The organism is Mucilaginibacter sp. KACC 22773 (assembly GCF_028736215.1).
Classification (GTDB): Bacteria; Bacteroidota; Bacteroidia; order Sphingobacteriales; family Sphingobacteriaceae; genus Mucilaginibacter.
Genome location: NZ_CP117883.1, coordinates 4,858,549 through 4,885,480, shown reverse-complemented (window position 1 = coordinate 4,885,480; position 26,932 = coordinate 4,858,549). Strand labels below are relative to the sequence as shown.

Sequence of the window (26,932 nt, the reverse complement as noted above, 5' to 3'; positions counted from 1 at the left end):
TAAAAGATTTGTAAAACACTGACATTTGCTTTGTTGATGCCTGTTGATTTGATGTAGGGCAGCCAATGTCTGTACGATATAATAACCAATTAATTAATTTTTTAAGCGGGTTTTAATTTCCGGTATGCTTATCTGAACCATAGGCCCCTGTTTTATTTCAGCGGTAACCTATCTGGCAGACGGGCGATTATACTGCTAATTGAAGTTTGCTACCCATACCTGTTATGCTTTTTTTACTGAAGCCTATTTAAAACCTATATTATGAAAGTACAACTACCAAAACTGTTTAAGCTAATTTTTTTGTGGGTGCTGCCGGTTATCATTGCCGCACCAAAGCAGGCATGCGGGCAAACCTTTGTCCATCCCGGCATCCCCTTTACCAATTACGATTTGGCACAACTAAAAGCAAATATTGCTGTGGAGCCCTGGAAAACTGCTTATACTGCGTTTGCCGCGGATGCCAAATCGCAGTTGACATACGGCATGCAAGGCCCCTTCGCTATTGTGGGCAGGGCGCCTGATATTAATAATACACCGTTCAAGAACGACATGCAGGCTGTTTTTAACCTGACATTTATGTATGTATTTACCAGCAACACGGCCTACGCGCAAAAAGCCACCGATATACTGAATGCCTGGGCGGTAACAAACACCAAGTGGACGGGCGACGAAACTTTCCTTGACCTGGGTGATTACGCCGAACGGTATGTTACTGCCGCGGATATCCTTAAATCTACCTACCCTGGATGGACGGCTGCAAACACCACAAATGTTAATAATTACTTTAACAACGTGCTTTGGCCGCAGGTGGATGTACCAAACCCGGTGAGGGGCGCAAACCAGGGCGCTATTCAGCTTAAGGCGGCGCTGGCCATAGCTGTTTTTTTGGACGATGCCACAAAATGGAACCAGGCTATAGCCGACCTGCGTAAAGATGCAGCCGGGGGATTATCCAACAGCCTGAGTAATGGCGAGGTGGGAGACAGCGGAAGGGACGAAGGGCACTGGGCAGGCCAGCTACAAGCCCTTGCGTGGAATGCGGAAGTAGCCTGGAAGCAGGGGATAGATTTATTTGGCGAATTGGATAACCGTTTGCTTACCGCAAGCGAACTGTATTCGCAATACCAGGCCGAAACTACCGACATTCCTTACATTAAGTTTGGGGGCGCATACGCGTTTTGGGGAGGTGGCTTTGGTGGCCCCAGGGGTGCCAGGCGCAAAATGAATTTTTATAATATTATCCGGGGTGCCTATACTTTACGCAAAGGCCTGCCGGCACCCTATACCCTGAAACTCGATAGCCTGATAGGAGAAGGGGTTGAATCATTTTTGTTTCTTAAAACGGCCGATAATTCTACAGCAACAATACCCGCTCCAATTACCCACCCTACTTTTGCGGGCGTTGCAGGCCTTGCTGATATTGATGTAGGCAATGTGGGGTTGGCCGGAAGCGCAGGCAATAGCAACGGCACATGGACCATAAAAGGCGCCGGGGCCGATATACCGGTGCCACCGCTTACGGCTCCGGATGCTTTCCATTTTGCATTTAAACAAATAACCGGCGATGCAGCTATCATTACGCGGGTAACTGCCATAGATAATACCAGCCCCGATGCAAAGGCTGGGGTCATGTTCCGCGAGTCGCTTGCCGAAAATGCCAAATATGTGGGGTTGTTCATCAAAAAATCGGGCGAGGCGGATGCCTCCTGGCGTGGTGCCACGGCCTGGAATAAAACCAATGTATCATGGAATAATCCGCCGGCCGGCTACCAGAACCATGGCATTGCAGGTGCGCCTTACTGGCTGAAATTGGAACGGTTGGGCACCAGAATTTATGCATACCATGCAGAAGACGGTATAAACTGGACCTGTATCTCCACTGTAGAAACACCAATATCGGCCACAGCCTACGTTGGGTTATGTGTTACTTCGCACAACGCGTCAGCGTTAAACTCGTCCACCTTTACGGATGTTGGCATTACCAATACCATTCCTGCCGGGGCGCCGGTGATAACCAGTGCAAACGCAGATACAGCTACTGTAAATTTGCCCTATTCATTTACCATACTTACATCGCCTTCATCAACCTCATTCCAGGCCGATGGATTGCCGCCCGGGCTGTCAGTCAATCCGACAACAGGGGTTATTTCCGGTTCGCCAACTACGCCTGGTAAATATGTGGTAACGATGAAAGCAGCTAACGCTAACGGCACCGGATCCGATTTGCTGATAATTACCGTCAGGAACAACGTTGCACCCGCGGCGCCGGCATCGCTTGCACTTATTAAACAAAATGACAACAGCGTTAGCCTTTCATGGGTTGCATCGCCAAATACTACCAGCTATACCGTTAAGCGTTCGCTAACTTCGGGCGGGCCGTATTCTGTAATCGTATCAAATGTAGTATCAACTGCTTATACAGATGCCAATCCCTACCCGGGGCCTAACTATTATGTGGTTACTGCCAGCGCAGGTGCGTTGGAAAGTTCAAATTCTAACGAGGCGGGTATCCTGTTGCCTCCTTCCCTGGTTACGTCGTTAAGTGCCGCCAATCTTGATTCAAAAGTCAGCCTTAGCTGGCATACGGCCACCGGCGCGGCTACTTACACCATAAAACGTGCGGCAATCAGTGGCGGGCCGTATACAATAATAGCAAGCGGAGTGACAGATACTACTTATACAGATCAAAATTTAAGCAACGGCGGATACTATTATTATGTGGTTGCCTCGAAGGGATCGAGCCTCGAAAGTGGCAACTCGGCCGAGGTGCTTGGTGTGCCGGGAGCATCATCAAACAACTGGAGCGCAACAGCAGCCGACGCCAACTGGACAAACCCTGCCAACTGGGAAAGCACTACGGCGCCTGTTTCTCCAGCGCTTTTAACTTTTAATAATTCTTCAGTAACTGCGTTAAACAACGATATTAACGGCCTGGAAATACCCAGGCTGATATTTAACAGCAATGCGGCGGCATATACCTTTGCCGGTAACGGTGTAACTGTGGGGAACGATATTTATAACTATTCGGCCAATGGGCAGGTTATTAATTTACCGGTGGTTATAACAAGGCCGGTTTCTGTTACCACTAATGCAGGAGCTTTAACCCTGGGCGGGGTGATAAGCGGCAGCGGCGGAATTGTAAAAAGCGGATCGGGCACGGTTGTGCTCAAGGGGCTAAACACCTATTCGGGAAATACCATTGTAAATGGCGGGGGATCCGGCGGGTGGCCGCCAAACTTTGCATTGCAGCTTGGAGGTACAGGAACTGGTACAATAGGAGCTCCGCTATCGGGAGCCGCCGGAACAGGTAAGATTATCCTGAACGGTGGGGCACTGATGAATAATGGCTTCGGCACTATCTTCAACGATGTAATTGTTAAAGATTCGGTAAAAAGTTATATGTATATTGATGGGGGAGGCCTTGCGCTTGCGGGCAGGCTGCTGGGTAAGGGAACCCTTGAACACGATGGCAATAACACTCAGGGTTTGCAATTAAACGGAGATAACACCGGTTTTGAAGGAACTTTCATTTCGATAAACAGAAGCTCCAACTCACGCATCCGTTTCAATACGCCTACATCCGGCAGCGCGAAAGCCAGCTGGGTGTTAAACAGCGGTTTTACCGATGCCCATGGGTTTACCTTTACCGGTGTACTGCAGTTTGGTGCATTATCAGGAAACGGGCAAATGAGGAGGGACAACGGCAGCCCTGTTATCAGTATTGGCGCATTAAACAAAAACACAACCTTCGGCGGCATTATATCCGGCGCAATTGCCATTATTAAAGAGGGAACGGGCACTTTGCGCTTTACCGGCACTAATAATTATACCGGTGGTACAACTGTAAATGCGGGCGCCTTTCTTATTGATAGCGTTGGGCAGGTAACCAGCCCGGTATTGGTAAATGCCGGTACCGTTGGTGGTATAGGCACTTGCGCCGCGGCGCTCACCCTTGGTTCGGGCAGCGGTGCAGGATCGTTTTTGTCGCCGGGTAGTAACGCCATTGGCACAATGACGGTGACAGGACTATTAACCATGAATGTTGATGCTACCCTAAAAGCCGAAATTAAAGTGGCAAAAGATAGTGCCGACCAGGTAAAAGCGGGCTCCGTTACGCTGAACGCTCCTTTATTATCCATTCAAAGCCTGTCGGCTGATTCAGTTCCCAGGGGGACTATTTTTACTATTATAAACAATACCGGTACTGCTGCGGTATCCGGAACTTTTAAAAATCTGCCTGAATTGTCGATGGTCAACATTAATGGTACCAATTTTCGCATCAGTTACAAGGGCGGTACCGGCAATGATGTAATTTTAAGGGATAACCGAACAACACCACCGCTACTAACCAGCGCCGATTCGGCTAAGGCCATTGTAGGGTCTGCCTTCAGTTACCAGGTTACAGCAATAAATTCGCCCAAAAGCTTTAATGCAACCGGCTTGCCTCCCGGTTTAGCTATAAATACCGCTACAGGAATTATTTCAGGAACGCCGGTACAGGTTGGCACTTTCCCGGTATCGGTAAGTGCCTCTAATGATACTTTAACCGCTACCGCTATTATCACTTTTGTTATTAAAAGCAATGTTGTCGACGGGCTTAATGTGGCAAGCGGCGATAAAAAAACAATCCTTGAATGGGATGCACTGAATGGTGCGGCTTATAATGTAAAACGTTCGGCCAGCCAGGCAGGACCATTTACGATATTAGCTAATGTAGCAACAAACAGGTTTGCAGATACTACTGTGGTTAACGGTACCACTTATTATTACGTAGTTTCGGCCGTTATCAATAATGCCGATAACCCTAACAGCGCCGTAGCCGTTGCTACCCCAAATATTGGCCAGGTACATTATTACAGGTTTAATGAAGCCGGCGGAACCCAAATACTCGATTCCTGGAGCGCTGTGCATGGCAGTATGGCAACTGCGGCAGTAAGACAGGCCGGTTATATTGATCAGTCGCTTTATTTAAATGGCACGTCAACCGCCTACGCTACGCTGCCTGCAGGGTTTGTAAGTACCCTGAACAACTTTACTATAGCGGCATGGGTAAAAATGGATGCCCTTTCAAACTGGATGCGGGTATTTGACTTTGGCTCAAGCACCACTAATTATATGTTTTTAACCGTGCAAACAGGTGTTACCGGTGGTAAATCAATTGTAGGGTACGGTATAAAAAACGGCACGCCGGCCGAATTGAACCTGAGGTATAACTATACTTTCCCGTTAAATACCTGGACACACCTTGCCATTACGCAATCCGGCAACACGCTTAGTATGTTCATTAACGGCGCGCTTGTGGCAACAAGTACCACAATCACCATCAAACCCGCCGACCTGGGCAATACTACCCAGAACTATCTGGGCAAATCGCAGTTTAACGACCCGATGTTTAAAGGTGCTATTGACGATTTCAGGATTTACGGCCGCGCTTTAAGTACAGCCGAAATAGCCGGTTTAACCGGAAAAGACCAGGCTATTACCTTTGCTGCCATGCCGGCCAAATTTGTTGGCGATGCGGATTTTGACCCTGCCGCCACGGCTTCTTCCGGCCTGCCGGTTTTGTATACCAGTTCTGATACTTCGGTAGTTTCGGTTGTTAACGGAAAGTTACATATCATCAAGGCCGATACTGTCAGCATAACGGCTTCCCAGGCTGGTTTTGATCTTTTCCGTCCGGCTATACCGGTTTCTCAAACGTTAATCGTTAGTAAAAAAACACAGCAAATCACTTTTAATCCAATCAGCGTTAAGCGCCTTGGCGATGCTGATTTTACCATAACAGCATCATCCACCTCTTCGCTTCCGGTTACTTTTATCAGCTCAAATCCTGGGGTGGCTGCTGTTAACAATGGGCTTGTACACCTTGTGGGGCCTGGTACTGTTACTATTACCGCCATGCAGCAGGGCAATTTTCAGTATGATTCGGCCGCGGTAAGTCAGCAGTTTAGGGTATTGCCTGTTCAATTAAAAGTATTGTATAAAGATGGCGACAATGGGCAACTAACAAATAACACTATCAAGCCTTATTTGATGATAGCCAGCACAGATAGCATTGGGGTAGCTTACAGCGAGCTGACCGCCCGCTACTGGATAACCGCCGAAAATTACGCGGGAATAAATTTCTACGTGGATTACGCGCAAATGGGCAATAGCAAAATTAAGGGCAGGTACGTTTCGCTTTCCCAGCCAAGGAATAACGCTTTTGGGTATATTGAATATTCGTTCGATAACGGTACGGCTATGCTTGCACCGCAAACCAATACCGGGGAAATCCAAACGCGGGTGGCCAATTCAGATTGGTCGTTATTTGATGAAAGTAATGATTATTCATATCAGCCGGGCACAGCTTATGCCGAGAATAGCAAGTTTACCCTGTACCGAAATAATGTTTTAATTTGGGGTACCGAACCTTCGCTTATTCAGCCTTCAACAGCCGTTACCGCTTTTACACAAAGCATAGCAGCAGGCAGCAGCACCATAAGTACTTACCTGAGGATTGATAATACCGGCAATACGGCCTTAAGCTACAAGGATATAAAGGTCCGCTATTTTTTCACAAAAGATTCTAACGCCGGCCTTAACTATTTTATAGATTATGCTAAACTGGGCGCCACAAAGATCAGCGGACAGTTTTATGGCCTCAGCCCGTCCTATAGCACCGCCGATTCGGAATTGGAGCTGAAGATAGACTCGACGGCAGGGCAGTTGTACCCGCTCACCAGTTCGGGAAATATCCAGTACCGGATAGCAAAGGCAGATTGGTCGGCGCTTAACCAGGCTAATGATTACTCGTACCAAACAGGCGCAATGAGCGCCAATAACCACGTTTGCGTTTACTATAAAGGCAGCCTGATATACGGAACCGAGCCGGGCAGTTACCAGCCGACATCATTTGCCCTGAGTTTGGCCGGGAATAATGCTATGGAATTCCAAAAGCCGGCTTTGGAGAATCCCGGTTTTGTGACGTATCCAAATCCGGTAGTAAACGGACATTTCACCGTACGTACAACGCCAATTATTCCGGATGGTGATGTGCAGCTTACCATCACCGATTTTTATGGTAAAGTGGTATACCGAAAATCTGCAACAAAATCCGGGAACCTATTGCCGGTACAATTGAATACAAACATACCTTCAGGTAATTATATCTTGCAACTAAATAACCAGTATGCCGTAAAAATTATTATCAACTGATTTTGATAATGACTACTGTCGATTTATGCGGCGTTACATGAAAATAAGGTATTAACCCGGATGGGGTGCAGGTTTGCGCCCCATTTTTACTTTAAGCAGATAGCGGGCAGGTAAATAAGTGTTAAAAAAACAATCATTTATTAGAGATAAAAAATTTAATAATTGCTAAATTAGTACACCAATTGATAAATCGCCTTAAACAGGTAAATTCTGTCGCTAAAAATAGCACTATAGCCCGCAGCATTTTATGAAGAAATTGCTTTTTATAACCGCGTTTTTACTGTTAAAGTATAATGCAGATTCGTCCCCGCTTCCCATGTCGTACCTGGGGATTGAGCAGGGCCTGTCAAACAATACCGTAACCACCATTTTTAAAGATAAATTTGGGTTTATGTGGTTTGGTACCCTCGACGGTCTTAACAGGTTTGACGGCTATACCTTTAAAAAATTCAGGAATAAAATAAATGACCCGGCAAGTTTGCCCGAAAATACCATCACAGCCCTGGAGCAGGACCAGCTGGACCAGATTTGGGTTGGCACCCGCCTGGGAATCGGTATCCTGGATAGTAAAACGCTTCGTTTTTCGCGGATAACTTACCAATCCGGCTCAGCGGGCGCCTTGGCCCCGGTACCGGTTGATAAAGTGATTAACGTGTTGAAAAAGGATTTGTCGGGCAATATGATGATCGGGGCAACAGATGCCGGTTTAATGATCTATTATAAAAATGCGGCGTTTGCTGTTGAGGTACCCTTGTTAAATGCCGAAAAAAAACAGCAATGGAAATACACTGTAACCGCGCTTGCAATCCTTAACGACCGTAGTATTTGGCTCGTTGTTGATAATATTGGTTTATGCAGGTTTTTACCCGGCAAAAATATAGTGGAGCCGGTTAGTGGCCCGCTTCCGCTGGCTAACCGCATGAAGCAAGGGCCCGATGGTAACCTTTGGATAAGCACAAACGGCGGCATGTTTTCATTTAATACCATAACCAGCCAGCTTAAGCACCAGGCCTTTGATAATAAGGCGCTTGATAATATCAAAGTATTTGATTTTTACTTTGATAAAACTAAAACCCTATGGCTGGCAACCGATGGTTTGGGTGTGGGCACTGTAAATATCTTTGGCGGGGGCCAGTGCACCCTTATCCAGCAGCAGGATGCCGGCACGCTTTCAAGTAACTCGGTTTATTCCCTTTACGAGGATAACCAAAGCCGTAAATGGATTGGCACGTTAAGGGGAGGGATTAGTGTTATCGACCCGAAGAAAAACCAGTTCATAACCGTTGTTCATCAGCCTTATAATAAAAACAGCCTGGTATCTAATTTTACATTTTCGTTTGGTGAGGATGCAGGCCATAACATCTGGATTGGCACAGATGGTTCGGGTATTAGTGTATGGAACAGGGGCAAAAATACATTCACTACCTTCCAGCACGATGATAATAATCCGCGGTCGTTAAGCAGTAACCGGGTTTCATCAATTATTAAAGATAAACAAAACCAGGTATGGGTAGCCACATTTGGGGGCGGGGTTGATATTTATGATCCGGGCGCTCATTTGTTTAAAAACGTGCCGTTTCAAAAAAGTGCGAACAGCAGAAAATCCGTTTGGAAAATTTACCAGGATGCCGGCGACAAAATTTGGGCTACGCTTTTAAGGGGCGAAAAAGCAGGGGTTGAGCGCGAAAGGCTTTTTTATTTTGATAGGGCCGCGGGAGAATTTGTTTCGGCAGGTTTTGATGTTAAAGACGACGTGCTGTCGATGACCGATGACGGTGAGGGCAATTTGTGGCTGGGCAGTTTTAAAAACCTGGTGCGGGTTAATAAACAAACAGGGCAGTCAGCGGTAATACAGTCAAATATTGCAGTACGCAGTTTGCTTGTTGCCCATGGCACCTTATTTATTGGTACCCACGGGAAAGGTTTAATGACATATGAACTGGCTACCGGGAAAATAGCCTTTTATAATGAAAACAACGGGCTGCCCAACAACACGATATTAAACATCGAAAACGATGCAAAGGGAAATATATGGATGAGCACCTTCAACGGCTTATCAAAATTAAAGCTCGCGACAAAAAAATTCGAAAATTACTATGGGTCAGACGGGCTGCAATCCAGCCAGTTTTATTTTAATGCATCCGGAAAATTGGCGTCGGGCGAGTTGCTTTTTGGCGGGATAAAAGGGTTTAATATTTTTCACCCGGATAGCATCAGGCGTTTTTACAACTTTCCGGATTTGCTGATAACGCAGGTTAATATTGAAAATGAAAACGTTAACGCCAATAATGCCTATATAAAAAACGCGGTTAATATTTACGATATCGATAAAATACAGTTACCGTATGATAAAGCCGTACTTTCTATGGAGTATGTGGCCCTGGAGTATTCGCTCCCCGAAAAAATACAGTATGCCTATTACCTGCAAGGCTGGGATAAAAGTTGGAACTACGTTAATAACGCGCGGGTTTTAAATTATTCAAGATTAAGCGAAGGCAATTACACCCTGCATATTAAAGCCACCAACGGCTATGGGGTATGGAATACAAAAGAAAAAATAGTATCCATTACCGTACTGCCGCCATGGTTCAGGAGCTGGTGGGCTTATTTGCTTTATATGGGTATGATATCCGCATCGGTTTACGGGTACATTTATTACCACAAAAAGGAAAATCAGCTGCACTATGAAGTTAAACTGGCCAACCTGAAGGTAGAAAAGGAAAAGGAGCTTAATGAAAAGAAGATAGCTTTTTTCACCAATATTTCGCACGAATTCCGCACCCCGCTCACACTTATTGCCAACCCGATAAAGGAATTACTACAAAATAACGGCAAAAACATCGACTTGATAGACCTGAGTTCGGTATACCGGAATGCCAGGAGGCTGCTGGGCCTTGTGGACAGGTTGCTGCTTTTCCGGTCGACAGATAATGAACTAACCGAATTGAAAAAAGAATGGGTAAGCCTGTCGGACATTGCCCGCGAGGTATTCTCCTGCTTTAACAACCAGGCTAAGGCAAAGCATCTTGATTATCAATTGCATATAGACCAGGAGATACTGGCCTGCATCGACAGGGAAAAAATTGAGATTGTGTTATTTAACTTACTTTCCAACGCCCTGAAATTCACGCCCGATCATGGCAAAGTAGCCATGTATATCCGGGAGGTAAATGATAAGGTTGAAATAGAAGTGCATGACAGCGGGCACGGAATTTCTGCAGAAGCGGGCGAACGCCTTTTTGAAAAGTTTTACCGCGAAGAAGCAACCGATAGGGCCAACCAAAGCGGATTTGGTATCGGTTTATTCCTTGCCAAAAAATATGTTGATATTCATAACGGCCATTTATCATACACCAGCACGCCGGGGGATGGAACAGTTTTCAAAATTGAGTTGCCAGGGGCAGATGCGATAACAAAACCCCTCGAGGTGACTAAACCGGTTTTTCATTCATCGGCGTTTGAGATCCTGAACGAAGCCATCATAGATCATGAACCCGGACTGCTAAAAGAGCCGGAAAAACCCGATCATGTAAGCGAATTGATGGAAAGCATTGTAAAGGACAAACCATCGGTACTGATTATTGATGATGACGGCGATATCCGCCAGTACCTTCGCAAGCTGCTTAAAGATTCCTACAACGTTTATGAAGCAAAAGATACTGTTGAGGGACTTGAGATTGTGATGCAGGCAGATCCTGACATCATTGTTTGCGATGTGGTAATCAAGGAATTCAGCGGGATTGAGTTTTGTTCAAAATTAAAAGATTCCCCCTCGTTTAGCCATATCCCGGTAATCCTTTTAACCGGCAGCTCTTCGCCCGAAATAAAGTTAAAGGGTGTTGAATGCGGTGCTGATGATTATATCACCAAACCCTTTGAAAACGACCTGCTGGTAGCCCGTATTAAAAGTATTTTAAAAGGCAGGAATACACTTAAGCAGTTTTTCCTGAACGAAGTGACGCTGAAGAGTAACAACTTAAAAATTCCGGAGGAATACAGCTATTTTTTAACAAAGTGTATTTCTTTGATCGAAAAACATTTGGATGATGAAAACTTTTCGGTATCCGTGTTCACCAGGGAAATGGGGATGAGCAGGTCTAATTTGTTCCGGAAGGTAAAGGCGATATCTGGTTTAAATATTTCCGAATTTATCAGGCATATTAAGCTCAGGAAAGCTGCCGAACTGATGATCCAAAGCGATTTGCAGATTAAAGAGGTGGCCTACAAAATCGGTTTCCAGGATGTAAGGTATTTCAGGGAACAATTTTGCAAGCTTTTTGAAATGAACCCGTCAGATTTTATCCGTAAATACCGGAAAACCTTTGTTAAAAGTTACAACCTGGGCGCCGGAATGGCGCCCGAAAATACCAGGTAGGGGTGCAGGCTGGCCGATGTATAAAGCGCCTGTAGATGAATCTAACCCGGTTTAGGAGTCGCGTCCTGGCCGGGTTTTTATTTGAAATGTTTTTTTGTACAGCCCGTAAAACGGCGGTAATCCGGCTAATTGCTTTAATTGGCGTTTTATGACCCTTTTTGGGCTTAAATATGCAAATCTACCACCGTTGTTTGGCCGTTTAGCCGCCTCCAAAAGAGCGGTTTTCAATCGAGATTAGCACTCGAAATCCTGTCAGCACCCAATTTGGCCGGACCGAAATCCAATTATTTAAACTTTTAAATCCAAAATTATGAGAGATTTTACTTTCCGTATCCGATGGCTGCTAACCATCATTTTTTTGTGTTTTTTTACCGCGCTTGCCAGCGCCCAGGACAAGCTGGTTTCTGGTAAAGTTGTCGACGCCGGGAACGGAACCCCACTGGTTGGCGTATCGGTAATGGTTACGGGCACAGCAAACGGTGTTGCTACCGATGCCGATGGCAAGTTTACTATCAGCGTGCCCCAAAAGGCAATTTTAAGGTTCCAGAGCATGGGTTATGCCGCCGTTAATATGGCGGCTGATTTTAGCGGCCCTATGTTAGTTAAAATGGCGTCGGCCGGTAAAACCCTTGATGAAGTGGTTGTGGTAGGGTACGGCGTTCAGCGTAAATCAGACCTTACAGGTTCGGTAACCAGCATTAAGGCCGCCGATATTACCAAAATTGGCGGTAGCAATGCTGCCGAAGCTTTACAAGGCAAGGCGCCGGGCGTACAAATACTAAACCAGGGCGGCCCGGGCACTGCCCCATCTGTATTTATCAGGGGCTTAGGTACTAATGGCGACGCAAGCCCGCTTTATGTTGTTGATGGTATGATGGTGGCCAATATTACTTTCCTGGCGCCGGGAGATATAGAATCAATGGAAATATTAAAGGATGCTTCATCTACGGCCATCTATGGCTCACGCGGCGCAAACGGTGTTATCCTGGTTACTACCAAAAAAGGCAAAACAGGTAAACCGGTCATTAACTTTACTACCTCTCACGGCTTCCAGTTTCTGACACGTAAATACGATGTTGCCAACGGTAAAGAATACGCGCAGCTGGTAAACCTGTTTAAAACCAATGCCGGCGCATCCCCGGTTTATAATAACCTGGATACCATTGGTGCCGGTACCGATTGGATTAAAGAGGTAACCCAAAAAGGAATGGTGAGCGATTATGGCCTTTCGGTAGGCGGGGGCAACGAAAATGTAAATTATAATATCAGCGCCAGCTACCACAAAGAAGAAGGTGTTTTAAAATACACCGATTATAACCGCCTTACCCTGCGGGCCGATAACGGGTATAAATTGAGCACCAGGTTGTCTATAGGGCACAACCTTTCACTGGCCAGCAGCAACTATAATGGCGATGGTGTTTCAAACACCGGCCGCGGAATAAACTCTATTTCCCGCATCTCGCCATTGTTACCGGTTTATAACCCCGATGGGTCTTTTTCAAAAGGCCAGGATATTGATATTGTAAACCCCTTTGCCGAGTTGTATTATCATAAAGATAACAAAGTACATCCCCTGCAATTTGTAGGCAACGGTTACCTGAACTACAATTTGCTTGATGGCCTGGTATTTCGCAGCAGTTACGGGGTAGATTATACACAAAACAAGATAAACAAGTATACTCCATCTTACAATTTGGGGGCAAATCAAGCAAACCAAACCACTATCGAAAACGGGTATACAACCGTGTCATCGTGGTTATGGGAAAATACCCTTACTTACAACAAGCAAATTGGCAAACACCATATTAATTTGTTGGGTGGCTACACAGCGCAAAATACCAATTACGGCGGGGTTGATGTAACCGCAAGCGGACCGCTAACCACAACCGACCCCAATTACCGCTACATCCAGGTGTATCCAACCACCAGCATCAATTCATTAGGCGCATTGCCGTCAAGCGAATCAATCCTGTCCTATCTTTTCAGGGCAAATTATAGCTACATGGACCGTTACCTGCTAACGGCTTCATTCAGGAGTGATGGTTCTTCAAAATTTGCTGATGGCAACAGGTGGGGATATTTCCCTTCGGTAGCATTGGGCTGGCGGGTATCCCAGGAAAAATTCATGGAAAATGTAACCTGGATCAGTAATCTTAAACTCCGCGGCAGCTGGGGACAAACAGGAAGCAATAAAATTGCCAACTATCAAACCTATAGCACACTTAACCAGGAAACAACTTACGATGGCGTTTTTAACGGGGTATTTTATCCAATGGCAACCATAATTGCGGCCGCCAACCGCGATATTACCTGGGAAGTTTCACAACAATCCGATCTTGGTTTGGAGTTTACCACGCTTAACGACCACCTGCGGATTGAAGCCGATTACTACAGGCGCGATACCAAAAACCTGCTCCTGGTGTTACCCATCCCCGGCGGATCTACAGGAACAAGCGCTGCTTACTCAAACGCCGGAACAGTACGCAACAGCGGCTTTGAGTTCCAGGCAAGCTGGAACGACAGGGTTGGCCAGTTTAAATATGGTGTAACAGTTACCGGAAGCGCCAACAAAAATAAAATTCTTGATTTTAAAGGGTTAACATCCTACGCTTCAGATTTTATGGTGCCATCTACCCACATATCTAAACAGGGTTTTCCAATTGGCGATTTTTACGGATATAAATCGGCAGGGATAGTTCAAAGCCAGGCGCAAATTGATCAGTTAAATGCCGATGCGGCTACCAAAAGTGGTGTCGCCGGTAAACAATACTGGTCGGGCCTTAAACCGGGCGACCTGCTGTTTAAAGATATCAATGGCGATGGCTTTATTGATGGCAACGACAAAACAGATATCGGCTCGCCCTATGCAAAATTTGTTGGCGGTATTTCAATAACAGCTGCCTACAAAGGGTTTGATATCGCCATAGATATGATGGGTAGCTTTGGCGGGAAGATTTATAACGATTCGCGTAACCAGTTTGTAAGCTCGGGCCTTTCTAACCTTAACGTAGAGTGGCTTGACTCCTGGACCCCAACCCATACCAATACCAGCATTCCCCGCTATGCCGTAAATACTTCAACAACACAATCGTCTGATTTCAACATTTTCGATGGTACTTACATTAAAGCACGGTACATGGAATTAGGGTATACGTTTGGCAAAGCGGTAGTAAGCAAGCTGGGCATTTCAAGCCTGCGAATATACGTTAATGCAACCAATCCTTTTTATATCACAAAATACAAAGGGTTTTCGCCCGAGGTATCCAACGCTTACGGAGTATCAACCATCGGCGACGACTTCCGCACGTATCCTGTTTCGGGAACTGCAAGGCTGGGTATAAACTTAAATTTTTAAAAGCTTTCAGAATTTGAATTATGAAAAATATAGTAAAGATATTAATGCTGCTCAACCTGCTGGCTTTATGGTCGTGCAAAAAAAGCTTTCTTGATAAGCAGCCTTTAGGAGTGCTTTCCAGTGCTACCTTCTCTTCAGATACAACTACGCTTGGGTTGGCTGTTAACCGGCTGTACGGCTCAATTGCCTGGCGCGAATTCAGGATAGGCCAGCACCAGTATTCAACCAAAGAGATGTGCGGTGATGATTTTATAGTAGGCACCAACGCCGATTTTAGCGTATTCCAAAATTATAGTTTTTTAGCCGATAACTATATGATTGAAAGGTATTGGGGCAGGGCGTATGAAAATATTCACTATTGCAATGTGGTTATTGACCGTACGCCTACATTTGCCGCCCGCTATTCGGCCGAGTTGTATGAGGCGCAGGCTAAATATTTCCGCGCGTATTACAATTTTGATTTAACCAATGTTTTTGGCGATGCCCCTTTACGTGATCATGACCCGGTAACCCCTGCGGAGTACAACATCCCAAAAAGCTCGCATGCCGATATTATTAAACTGGTGATATCCGATTTAAAATATGCCATAGCTCATTTACCTACCCGCTCACAATGGGGAACTGCCAACCTGGGCCGTGTTACCAAAGGTACGGCGCAAGGTTTATTGGCCAAAGTATACCTGTATGATCAGGACTACGCCAATGCCAAAGCTTATGCTGAGATGGTTATAAACGGTGGCGAATACAGCCTGTATAACGATTACCGGAATTTATTCAGCCCCGACCACTTGTACTCATCTGAAAACATGATGCCGGGCGGCCTGATTTATAACGCGTCGTTGCCTGCGGGCCGTCAGTATGCACCTTACCTGCAATACCAGGGTTTGCCTTCGTTGGGTGCAAATGGTGCTATATATCCATCGCCAAACCTGGCCAGCAATTACGAAAGCGGCGATCCGCGTTTTGCTGCCACCTTTTTTACCCGGACGGATATTATCCCCGGCTACAATAACAACCAGCCTGTGGTTTTTCCGTCAAATACCGATTACGCTAATAAAAAAGTAATATGGCCTTTTGCCTATTGGAATGCCGGCAACTTTAATTTTCAAAGTGTTAATCCGATGTACCTGCGCTATGCCGATATTATTTTAATAGCTGCAGAAGCAAACAACGAATTGGGCAACACTGCCGATGCGCTGAAATATTTGGAGATGATAAGGTACCGGGCCCGCGGTAATAAAACCTTTGCCGCATCGGTGCTTGCCGGCGAAAACGGTGGCGCCGGGATACTGCCTCAAATTATAACAACCGATAAAACAGCCTTGCGTTTAGCAATCTGGCACGAACGGCGTATTGAGCTGGCGTTGGAATTTAACAGGTGGTATGATTTGGTACGTTACAATAAAGTAGCCGCCGCAAACGGAAGCAGCGGAACGGGTTACACCGAAAACCTGCTGAAGAACGTTTATGGAAGAACAAACTTTAACTACACCAAGTTTAGCCATTTCCCAATACCGCAAACGTTTATAACCTCCTCAAACGGTGTGCTTACCCAAAATAGCGCATGGTAAAAGTTAGGATGTAAAACAGTAATATCCAATAAAAAGCGGGGCCGCCAATAAAGGTAGCCTCGCTTTTTTATTATGGCGTGTATTAACTCAGCATGACGTGTTTCGGTTTTATCCAAACATTGGCTTTGAACGCTGACTAAGACTCACCCGGCCGACGCTGCGCTGGGCCACCCTCTCTCCGGCTGAAGCCGCAAAGAGGGTTGATGGTCTATTTTTTTGCCCCTCTATGCGACGCAGTCGGAGAGAGGGGCGACGGGCGAAGCCTCGTTGGGGTGAGTCGTCTCCGCCACGTTATATGCGCCATTTTACCGGACAATTACTTCTAAAGAATTGCTTTAAAACAATTCCCTGGTATTAACTATGGCCGGTAATAATGCACTGGCCAGATCCGCTGCTGGGCAAATGAAAATAATAATTTACCCCGCCGATATTCATCGTGTAGGTTTGATTAGGTAGCAATGTATACGCGCTGCCAATCCATAAAATATATGAACTTGTATGAGGGTCGACACTTTGTGTGTTGCCTTTAAATGTAAACGGTACAGGCCCAAGAAATGGGTTGTCAACCAGCGACCAGTTGAGTGAAACCCAGGGATTGCTGGAATCATAACCGATAGTCCAGGTATAGCCTGTCGGAAAAGTTGCGTAGGGTTTTTTAAAAGCAACTTTCGCTTTGTGCGGTTTATGCGCTTTAGGCACAACGGTACTGGCATGCAACGATGTTGCAAGCGATAAACAAAATACTGCTGCAACAGCAGTGAGGCTGAAGAATTTTTTCATATGGTTATTTTTTTAAATTTTAGCTAAAATAAATGATGCCGCAGTTGTTGCACCCCTTAACCAAAAATGGCGCAAACGATTGTTTTATAGAAAGTTATTAACAATTAGTCTGTCAGTGGTAATCTACCGCCGACGCGCCGGATTTTAATTGTGCGCATGTCGGTCTGAGCCTGTAGAAGACCCGCGCGGAGAGGCCTTTGCCCGCTATGGTTCCGCTACCCATTACATGTTGTGTTTTCGAAGTGCGCGGCCTGTCACCCTGAGTTGGGAAATTTTGCGGATTCTGAAGGTGGGAATGATATTCAAAAATAAAAGACTGTCATGCTGAGGTACGAAGCATCTATTCGCGAACTTTTCCATCGGTCATGCATAGCTGATAGATCCTTCGTGCCTCAGGATGACAGGGGAATTGAACATGTGATGGGTAGCCTGTTGAAGACCCGCGGGTGAGGCCTCTGCCTGCTATGTTCAACAAGCTCACGATGACAGCCCTTTTATGTCGTCAATCCCCGTTTCCGAACTTCCCCAATTTTCCTTTGCCCACGTGATGTGCCCGGATCTAAATGATACTGTTAGCTTTTTTACTCGTGGTCACCCCATCCTTAACACTCCCCGGCATTGCGATAAAATTTATGCTATAATCAAAAAAAATGGCGGCAAAATGAGTATCCAACCGGTATTTCAATGTCTTTACTATACTAATTAATAGCCGGGCAATAAAAATAAACCAATGGATTAAATGGCCTAAAGCCAGCATTAAATCAAAATTATGAACAATAAAACCAACACTTTATGAATGTTTTTTACCAAACAAAACACCATGTACTACGGCTGTTTGCTGTACTCGTGTTAATTGCCTGCTGGGCGACAGCATCGGCCCAAAACAAGGCCGTTACCGGTAAAATTATCGACGCCGGCACCGGCGAAGCCGTCATAGGCGCTACCGTACTGGCCGTAGGTACATCAAACGGGGTAGCTGCCGATTTGAACGGAACTTTTAAAATTGTAGTGCCCGCTAATGCATCGCTGCAGTTCAAGAGCATTGGCTATACATCAGTTACCCTGGCAGCCGATTTTGATAAGCCAATGGTGATCAAACTGGAGCCATCAAACAAAGGCCTGGAAGAGGTGGTTGTGGTAGGGTACGGCCAGCAAAAACGTGCTACCGTTTCCGGAGCCGTTGCAACCGTATCCTCAAAGGTTTTCCAGGACAGGGGGCCTATAAACAACCCGCTTGAATCATTGCAGGGCCAGGTTCCGGGTGTTGTGGTTACCCGCACGTCTGCCCAGCCGGGCCGCGAAAACTGGAACTTCCAGATCCGCGGGGCCACATCAACCAACACGCAGGATCCTCTTATTGTGCTGGATGGTGTAGCGCTGGTTAACAATGCCGAACTGAACTCCATCAACCCGAATGATATTGATAATATATCTTTCCTGAAAGATGCCGCCGCATCTATTTACGGTGCACGCGCGGCTTTTGGCGTAGTGCTTATCACCACCAAAAAAGCCAAGTCAGGTAAAATGGATGTACAGTACCTTTCTACTATATCGCAAAAGCGGCTTGGCCTTCAGCCTATTTTGATCAATAACCGGCAATGGGGCCAAAGTTTAAAAGAGGCCTTAACCAACGATAACTATGGCGTGGCCCCTACCAACTATCTTTGGTACCAACTGGCCGACCTGGCCACCCATCCACCTGATTCTCTTTATATCGATATTACCAAATTGCCAGGTTATGCCGGATCAGCCAATGGTGTTTTATATAACGGCACGCCGCTGCCATCGTTTGGCGATGTTAAGGACTTTACCTTTTTTGATACCAACATGCAAAAAATGTTATGGGGAAATGCTACATCAACCCAGCAGGACCTAAGCTTTTCGGGATCGGGCGATCGTGGCGGCTACCGCGTATCTTTGGGCTACCTTAACGATGGAAGCCAGTTAAAATGGGGATTAAACGGAAACCAGCGTTATAACCTGCGTTTAAACCATAGCTATAAGTTTAGCGACAGGGTAAACCTGGAAACCAACATATCCCTTGAAAGGAATAATATACAGCAGCCTACACTATACAGCTACGGGGGCTACAGTGCACTAAGTAATTACGGCCAGCCTGGCTTGCCCGCGTTTACCTCAAAAGGGCAGCCCTACGCCTGGGGAACCGTTTACAGCGCCCCGGCATTGCTTAAATATGGTGGCGATAACAAAGAGTCGAACAGCAGGGCCCTGTTAAATTCAACTTTTACTTACAATTTTGCAAAACACCTTACATTTACCGCGGTAACCGGCTATCATGTATGGTACCAGGACAGCAGGATACAGCAAAAGCAGGTACAGTTTTACAACTATGCCGGTAACCTGTTGATACAAACCAACCCTATAGCAGGCGGCAGCGGCGGCAACAGTACATTTTATAACCGCAGCAATATCACCGAGCCTTATTATAACCTTGCAGGCAGGGTATCGTACGATAACGTGTTTAACAAGGTTCACGCGGTAGGGGTAATGCTCGGAAGCTCCTATGAGCGCGATGAGTATAATTATTTTACCACGCGTACTTACAACCTGGGCAGCGATGATATCCCGTCGTTAGGTACCGGTGTTACCAGCGGTACTGCCGGCTTTGTAACCAATGGCGAAACCCAGAATCATTATGCCCTGGGATCGTATTTTGGTCGTGCAACATATACCTACAACAGCAAATATAACCTGGAGGTACAGGGCCGTTATGACGGTTCATCAAAATTTATTGCCGATAAAAGGTGGAAGATATTTGGTTCGGTACTGGGTTCATGGCTTATATCCGAAGAGTCGTTTGTTAAAAACCTTAACCTCTTCTCTACCCTTAAATTGCGGGCAAGTTACGGAACCACCGGCAGCCAGAGCGGCATTGGTTTGTATGATTACTTACAGTCGCTTAATGTAAACAGTGGCGGCGCATTACTTGGCAATAACCTGGCTACCTCTGTAACCACTACAGGAAACCTGGTTTCCCTTAACAGGACCTGGGAAACTGTTGTTAAAAAGAACCTGGCATTGGATTTCGGCATTTTAAACGACCACCTTTCGGGCTCTTTTGACATCTACAGAAATGAAAACAATAATATGCTGCTTGGCCAGCTATACCCGGGTGTACTTGGAGCCGGCGCACCGGCACAAAACATAGGAACCTTACATACCTGGGGTTATGAGAGCAGCCTTACCTGGCGGTCAAACATTGGTAAATTAACCTACTCGGTTAGCGGTACAATTACCGATAACCAAAATAAACTGGTCCATTATGGCGGGGCAAATGTTATTGGCCCGGGTTATAATTACACTGTAGAAGGGTATCCCCTGGGGTCGTATTTTGGCTTAAAATATGGAGGCAAGCTTCAAACCCAGGCCGAAGTTGATGCTTATAACGCCCAATACGCGCCTGCCGGAAGCACTAATAACGTTGGCCTTCCCATACCATCGGCGCTTGCCAATCCGGCCGGCCAGATGAGCGGCCTGCGCCCCGGCGATAATAAGTTTGTGGATGTTAACGGTGACGGTAAATTGAGTATAGGCGGCACTACAGCCGATAAGGGCGACCTTGTTTACCTGGGATCGGATAACCCGAGGTACAGTTACGGGCTTAACCTTGGCTTGCAGTGGAATGGTTTTGATTTTTACTCCATTTTCCAGGGAGTTGGCAAACGGGCTGTATTGCGTACCGGGTCAACAGCAAATTTCAGCGTGCCTTTCCTGTCTATTTTCCAGGGTCAAACAACGTCATATTTGGGCAATGTATGGTCTCCCGAAAATCCGGACGCTTATTATCCAAACCTGCATTCGGCACAAAACAATGGTATCAACAACTATAATTATCAGCCATCAACCTGGCGTGTGCAAAACGGCGCTTATGTACGGCTTAAAAACGTGGTGCTTGGCTACACCATACCTAAAAGCCTGCTTGCACACACACATGCCATAAAAGGGCTCCGGATTTATTTTTCGGGCAGCGACCTGTGGGAAAAAACCTATATACATGACGGCTGGGACCCTGAAGTTACCCGGACAGTGGCCGGTAACGAAAGGTACCCCTTTTACCGTTACATCACCCTTGGCGTAAACGTGACTTTTTAATTTAAAAAACGATATCAAATGAAGACGAAATATATCAAGTTCATGTCGGTTATAGGGGTTGCCTTTGGCTTTACTATAATGTCATGTAATAAAACGCTCAACTTAAAGCCGCTTGACCAATTATCAGATGCGGCCTACTTTAAATCACCAACAGATTATAAAACTTTTGCCAACCAGTATTACGGTTATCTTAAAAACTTTACCACCATTAATGGCTTGTCTGACAATCCACATTCCGACGGACGATCGGACCTGTTTGGCGGCGGTGGCGTGTACGGCTCGGGAACCAACATTGTACCGGTTACCGAAGCAAATTTTGGAAATGCCGGAAACTGGAACGTAGACTATGGCCGGATAAGGGCTACCAATTACCTGCTGGATAAGGCCGCATCATACCCAAGGCCAGCCGAAATAGCCCAATATGTGGCTGAAGCAAAATTCTTCCGCGCCTATATCTATTTTGATCTTTTGCAGCAATATGGTGGTGTGCCACTGATTACCAAACCGCTTGACCTTACCTCGCCGGAGTTGTTCGGCGCCAGGGCCACCCGCGATCAGATAGCCGATTTGATTATAGCCGACCTGCAGGCCGCCATACCAGACCTACCGGTTTCGCTACCGGCCAACTCGGCAAATTTTGGCCGTGTAACCCAGATGGCAGCCCAGGCATTTTTAAGTCGCGTTGCACTTTATGAAGGTACGTGGCAAAAATTCAGGTCGGGCGATGCGGCACGGTATAATGCCTTGCTTGATAAATCTATAGCAGCAAGCACCGCCGTTATGGCCAGTAACCAGTATGCATTGTTTGGCACTGCAGCTTCAAACGCGCTTGGCGGCAACAGCACCATACTGGGCGACTCCTGCCTGAAATATTTATTTATACTTGAAAACATCAAATCAAACCCGGCCGGTATAACCAAAACCGCTAACCATGAATACATACTTTCGACCAGGTACGATGACGTGCTGAAGCCGATTAACGTATTTGTGAGCCGTAGCAGTACGGCAACCGGTGTGGGGCAAAAATTTGTAAATATGTTTTTGTGTAACGATGGCCTGCCGGTTGAAAAATCGCCGCAATTTGGCGGCTTTCAAACCTATTTATCAGAATTCCAGAACCGCGATAACCGTTTAAAATACACCATTAAAATTACTTACCAGTATTACTGGTACAGCATAAATGGCCGCGTTAACTGGACCAGTGATGCGGCCGACAGGGCAAATTCGCTGGGGCCGGCAAAACCTTACGGCTATGGCAATCAAAAATGGATATCAGAAAGACAATTGGTAGATGGTCAGGAATCGGAAGATTACCCGGTAATCCGCTACGCCGAAGTATTGCTTAACTATGCCGAAGCGGTATATGAGCGAAACGGAATGATTTCTGATGCTGACCTCAACAAATCTGTAAACCTTGTCCGCCTGCGCTGCAACTCCACCAACGGCATGCCGGGGCTTAGCAACGCCCTGGTAAATGCCAATAACCTGGATATGCGTACCGAAATAAGAAGAGAGCGTACGATAGAACTTTATGACGAAGATTTTAGGTTTGACGATATTAAGCGCTGGCACAGCGGCACAACGGACCTGGTAACCAACATAGGCGGTACCGCTTATGACAATGCTGCCGGTTTTGTAAGCCCATGGCCGGTATCGTATAAATACACAGGCACCCAGGCACAATTAGGCCCTGATGCTGTAAAACCAGTACCCACAAACGCCAAAGACGCCAATGGCAACCTGATCATCGATCAAACGGCCAGGTTATTTGCCGAAAAAAATTATTTATACCCCCTTCCATCCCAACAAATTACGTTAAACCCCCAACTAACCCAAAATCCGGGTTGGTAACTGAGTTGCGGGGGCCCTGCCCCCGCAATTTTTTTTTAATGACAGGTGATGCAGGTTTACTGTGATTATATAAAACCGGTTAATTAATTTAATGGATGATGCTATTTATTAAACAGAATATCAGGATATTAGCGTAAGTTTTGTACAGGCCGATATTAAAAACAAACACCATAGAATAATAAAGGTTAAACCCGGTTTCCGGGTAAGCTATTTAGGGGCCTAAAAATATTTTAAGATGGAGAAAAAGAAACCTGACGAATTTGAACCGGCTTTCCATATCAGGAAACCCGAGGTTAGCCAGCTCCGGATTAAGCGGCACTGGGAGTCAATTTTACCCTTGCTTAAACAAAAAAAAGATCCGCCTGCACCAAAAGGGAAGCCTTGAGCTGCTCCTGATTTCATATGCCATCCGCTGCCCCATAGTCTGCGCCTCTCCATGCCCTTCCCCAATAGTTTGATGCTTTGCCAATTATCATAACAAGGCCGCTGATTGCCTTGTGCGCTAAGTTAAGGCTGAATTGTACCCCTGATATCAAAAAAATGCTTCTAAACCGGTTTTTTAGGCTTTTTTGGCTGGTTTACGTATGTCGATTGGTTATTTTATAGCCTTTCTATCGCCCAAAATCCACTCATATTAGCTACTGTAAACCAATTATCCGACAATCGAAAAATGCCCGGGCCTATTTTTTTTTCAGCCTGATTTTATGTGGCCGTTTTCCGGGAGTTGCAGGAACTAATATCAATTATAACCAAGCATTTTTATGAACAAGAATGACCAGTTAGCAATACGTTGGGAAAAAACCCGGCAGGGTGATGTCAGTGAATTCGGGGCTATTCACCATGAGTTGTACCCGCTGCTTTATCATTACCTGCTGAAAATTACCCGCGACGAAATTGTATCAGAAGACCTGCTGCAGGAACTGTTTATAAAAATGTGGGAACGTAAAGAAAGGCTTGGCCCCATACATAATGTGAAGGTGTACTTTTTTAAGGCGGCGCGGTCCCTTGCGCTCAATTATTTTAAGCGCCAAAAGAACCATTTACCAATAACCGACGATCAGCGCGAAATTGATCTTGCTTTTTCCCAGGAAGAAATTTGGGTGAACAGCGAAAATGACCTTGAATTTAACAGGCTGCTCGCCCTTGCCCTGAATGCTTTGCCCAAAAGGCAAAAAGAAATGGTGTTTTTAAAATATTTTGACGGCTGGACCTACGAACAGATAGCCGAAGTAACCGGTATAAATTACCAATCGGTAGTAAACCACATACACCGGGCTATGCAGCAGCTGCGCAATAACCTGGTGTATGATAAACGGGTACAATCCTGTCGTGTAGCAGTTTAAACGCTGCCGTTAGGTGCGATAACTGCAAGTTCCTGTCCCCGCGGGGTCTCTTTGAAAAAGGCCCCAGCGGTTGTACAAAGCCGGTCATAATCCTGAAGCCACGTTGATGTAAGATGATCGGGTACCTCAGGGTCCTCTACCGAGAGACCCTGAGGGGACGGTGAAGGCGAGGGGAACGCTTATTCTTTTGCTTTTTCGTTTCAGCAGGATACCATACATGTACCCGGAACTCATTTATCCGCAGCGCTGCGATTTTCATTTTATCCCCCTTTAAACTTAACTATTGATTAATCTGTAACCTCTTTTTGGTTAATCATCCCCCTTCCGCAGAAGTTTATATAACAGAGATTTGTAATCAGTTACTAACCATCTGCCATTATAAACCGAAGCCTGCCCTGTTTGCAGGAAGTATTTAATTGTGCAACAACACAGTTAAGCTGTGCTATGGCAGCTGGTGCTTACATGCAATTAATTAAACCAATAATACTTAACCATTTATTATGAAATCAAAATTGCTATTACTGTTTTGTTTTTTTTGCCTGCTTCCTTTCTGGAGCTGCAGGAAATCAGCAAACCCTGCCGCAACTATTGCAGACAGTGTTAAAACCGGGAAATCGTCAAAATTAAAGGTAGCTGCCATCAGCCCTTTTGTTCATCCGGGCCTGCTGCACACCGAGGCCGATTTTATCCGCATGCAAACCATGGTATCGGCGGGTACCGAACCCTGGCTTTCGGGCTGGAACAAGCTTACCGCAAACTCCCACTCCTCATCAACTTATGTGATGAAAGGGCCGGTAGATACCGTATACAGGGGTTCCGGCTCGCCCGAAAATTATTCTAAACTATACAATGATGTGGCGGCAGCGTATCAAAACGCCCTGCGTTGGAAAATTAACGGCGATGTGGCCTGTGGCAATAATGCCGTGGCTATTATGAATGCCTGGTCATCCACGCTCAAGGCCATATCGGGCAGTGCCGATAGGTGGCTTGCCGCCGGTATTTATGGCTATGAGTTTGCCAACGCCGCCGAAATTATGCGCTCGTACAGCGGGTGGGCGGCGGCCGACTTTGCCAGGTTTCAAACCATGATGCTCACTGTATTTTACCCCATGAACCACGATTTCCTGGTGAACCATAACGGTGCCTGCATTACCAATTACTGGGCAAACTGGGACCTTTGCAGCATGGCCTCCATCTTGTCTATCGGCATCCTGTGCGATGATGCCGCCAAGTACAATGAGGCCGTTACTTATTTTAAAACCGGTGCAGGCAATGGTGCTATTGATCATGCAGTACCTTTCTTATACACAGGCGGCCTTGGCCAGGGCCAGGAAAGTGGCCGCGACCAGGGCCACCAGTGCCTTGATATTGCCCTGCTTGGCCCGTTTTGCCAAATGGCCTTTAACCAGGGCGATGACCTGTTTGGTTACGAAAGCAACAAGACACTGGCGGTAAGCGAATATACAGCCAGCTATAACCTGGGCAATACCGTGCCGTTTACAACCTACAACTGGGGCAGTGGCACTACCTGCGCGGCAAATTCGCAAACGGTAATTTCCGAGTCGGGGAGGGGCAATATCCGGCCGTCGTGGGAGTTGATTTATAACCATTTTGCCAATGTAGCCGGGGTTACGGCCACCTATAGTGCCCAGTATGCCACCAACATGAGGCCCGAAGGCGGGGGCGGCGATTATGGCAGCACAAGCGGCGGCTACGATCAGCTGGGGTTTGGCACCCTTACTTTTACAACAACCACACAGCCCATCGCCAATGGTACCTATCACCTCCTGAACCGGGCAAGCGGCAAATACCTGGATAACCTGGGCGCCACCACCAATGCTGCAAATGTAGGGCAGTGGGCCAGCAGCACTTCCGGTAATCAAAAATGGGTGCTATCCTATAGCGGCGGATATTACAAGCTTACCTGCGTATCCAGCAGTAAATGTTTGGATAGCAATGCCAATACTGCCGATGGCTCCAATGTTACCCAATGGTCAAGCGGTACATCGCCAAACCAGCAATGGGTAATTGTACCAGTTGGGTCATACTACAAAGTTGTAAACCGTACCAACGGCAAATGCCTTGATACCGGCGGCGGTACCGCCAATGGCTCCATTATGCAGTTTTGGGGTAGCAACAGCAGCCTTAACCAGCAGTGGTCTATTGTGCCGTGAGTGGTGAGAAGTGAGTGGTGAGTGGATGAGTGGTGAGTGGTGGGTGAATGAGTGTCTGAAGTTCTGAGTCTCAAGTTCTAAGTCTGAAGCAGGGTTTGCCCTTTTTTTAACTTAGGGCTTCTGGCTTAGGACTTCAGACTTTAAGCATTATTTATTGAGTATTAAAACCGTGG

The 26,932-nt window shown here is 46.2% G+C and carries 10 protein-coding genes; 9 read left to right on the top strand and 1 reads right to left on the bottom strand.

The features are described from left to right. The first annotated feature begins 261 nt into the window (after positions 1–261). The 4 genes from PQ469_RS19900 (at position 262) to PQ469_RS19885 (ending at position 16,498) form a co-directional block, all read left to right on the top strand. Entirely contained in the window at positions 262–7,197 is a 6,936-nt protein-coding gene (locus tag PQ469_RS19900) for a cellulose binding domain-containing protein (RefSeq protein ID WP_274209249.1), read from the top strand. 247 nt (positions 7,198–7,444) lie between these two features. Further along, positions 7,445–11,572, top strand: coding sequence for a two-component regulator propeller domain-containing protein (locus tag PQ469_RS19895; protein ID WP_274209248.1), 4,128 nt, complete (start codon positions 7,445–7,447; stop codon positions 11,570–11,572). Between the two features lie 310 nt (positions 11,573–11,882). Next, positions 11,883–14,927 carry a SusC/RagA family TonB-linked outer membrane protein gene (locus PQ469_RS19890; protein ID WP_274209247.1) on the top strand — a complete coding sequence of 1,015 codons (3,045 nt, stop codon included), beginning with the start codon at positions 11,883–11,885 and terminating at the stop codon, positions 14,925–14,927. 20 nt (positions 14,928–14,947) lie between these two features. Further along, a complete protein-coding gene (locus PQ469_RS19885) occupies positions 14,948–16,498 on the top strand; it encodes a RagB/SusD family nutrient uptake outer membrane protein (protein ID WP_274209246.1) in 1,551 nt (516 codons plus the stop codon). Positions 16,499–16,852: 354 nt separating this feature from the next. On the opposite strand, the gene PQ469_RS19880 is transcribed toward PQ469_RS19885, so the two are convergent. After that, a complete protein-coding gene (locus PQ469_RS19880) occupies positions 16,853–17,278 on the bottom strand; it encodes a hypothetical protein (protein WP_090648145.1) in 426 nt (141 codons plus the stop codon). Positions 17,279–18,070: 792 nt separating this feature from the next. Between PQ469_RS19880 and PQ469_RS19875 the strand changes: the two genes are divergently transcribed. The 5 genes from PQ469_RS19875 (at position 18,071) to PQ469_RS19855 (ending at position 26,759) form a co-directional block, all read left to right on the top strand. Continuing rightward, the gene (locus tag PQ469_RS19875; RefSeq protein WP_274209245.1) at positions 18,071–21,391 is read left to right on the top strand and encodes a SusC/RagA family TonB-linked outer membrane protein; all 3,321 of its coding nucleotides are present in this window, start codon (positions 18,071–18,073) and stop codon (positions 21,389–21,391) included. Positions 21,392–21,409: 18 nt separating this feature from the next. Then, positions 21,410–23,242, top strand: coding sequence for a RagB/SusD family nutrient uptake outer membrane protein (locus tag PQ469_RS19870; RefSeq protein WP_274209244.1), 1,833 nt, complete (start codon positions 21,410–21,412; stop codon positions 23,240–23,242). Between the two features lie 235 nt (positions 23,243–23,477). Continuing rightward, a complete protein-coding gene (locus PQ469_RS19865) occupies positions 23,478–23,627 on the top strand; it encodes a hypothetical protein (protein WP_274209243.1) in 150 nt (49 codons plus the stop codon). 376 nt (positions 23,628–24,003) lie between these two features. After that, on the top strand, positions 24,004–24,585 hold the full coding sequence (locus PQ469_RS19860; protein ID WP_090648160.1) for an RNA polymerase sigma factor: 582 nt from the start codon (positions 24,004–24,006) through the stop codon (positions 24,583–24,585). A gap of 500 nt (positions 24,586–25,085) precedes the next feature. Continuing rightward, complete coding sequence (locus PQ469_RS19855; RefSeq protein ID WP_274209242.1) at positions 25,086–26,759, top strand: RICIN domain-containing protein; 1,674 nt, start codon at positions 25,086–25,088, stop codon at positions 26,757–26,759. The last annotated feature ends 173 nt before the right edge of the window (positions 26,760–26,932 follow it).

Coding starts and splice junctions, on each gene's coding strand:
- PQ469_RS19900 (WP_274209249.1), top strand. CDS start 262: ATGAAAGTACAACTACCAAAACTGTTTAAGCTAATTTTTTTGTGGGTG.
- PQ469_RS19895 (WP_274209248.1), top strand. CDS start 7,445: ATGAAGAAATTGCTTTTTATAACCGCGTTTTTACTGTTAAAGTATAAT.
- PQ469_RS19890 (WP_274209247.1), top strand. CDS start 11,883: ATGAGAGATTTTACTTTCCGTATCCGATGGCTGCTAACCATCATTTTT.
- PQ469_RS19885 (WP_274209246.1), top strand. CDS start 14,948: ATGAAAAATATAGTAAAGATATTAATGCTGCTCAACCTGCTGGCTTTA.
- PQ469_RS19880 (WP_090648145.1), bottom strand. CDS start 17,278: ATGAAAAAATTCTTCAGCCTCACTGCTGTTGCAGCAGTATTTTGTTTA.
- PQ469_RS19875 (WP_274209245.1), top strand. CDS start 18,071: ATGAATGTTTTTTACCAAACAAAACACCATGTACTACGGCTGTTTGCT.
- PQ469_RS19870 (WP_274209244.1), top strand. CDS start 21,410: ATGAAGACGAAATATATCAAGTTCATGTCGGTTATAGGGGTTGCCTTT.
- PQ469_RS19865 (WP_274209243.1), top strand. CDS start 23,478: ATGGAGAAAAAGAAACCTGACGAATTTGAACCGGCTTTCCATATCAGG.
- PQ469_RS19860 (WP_090648160.1), top strand. CDS start 24,004: ATGAACAAGAATGACCAGTTAGCAATACGTTGGGAAAAAACCCGGCAG.
- PQ469_RS19855 (WP_274209242.1), top strand. CDS start 25,086: ATGAAATCAAAATTGCTATTACTGTTTTGTTTTTTTTGCCTGCTTCCT.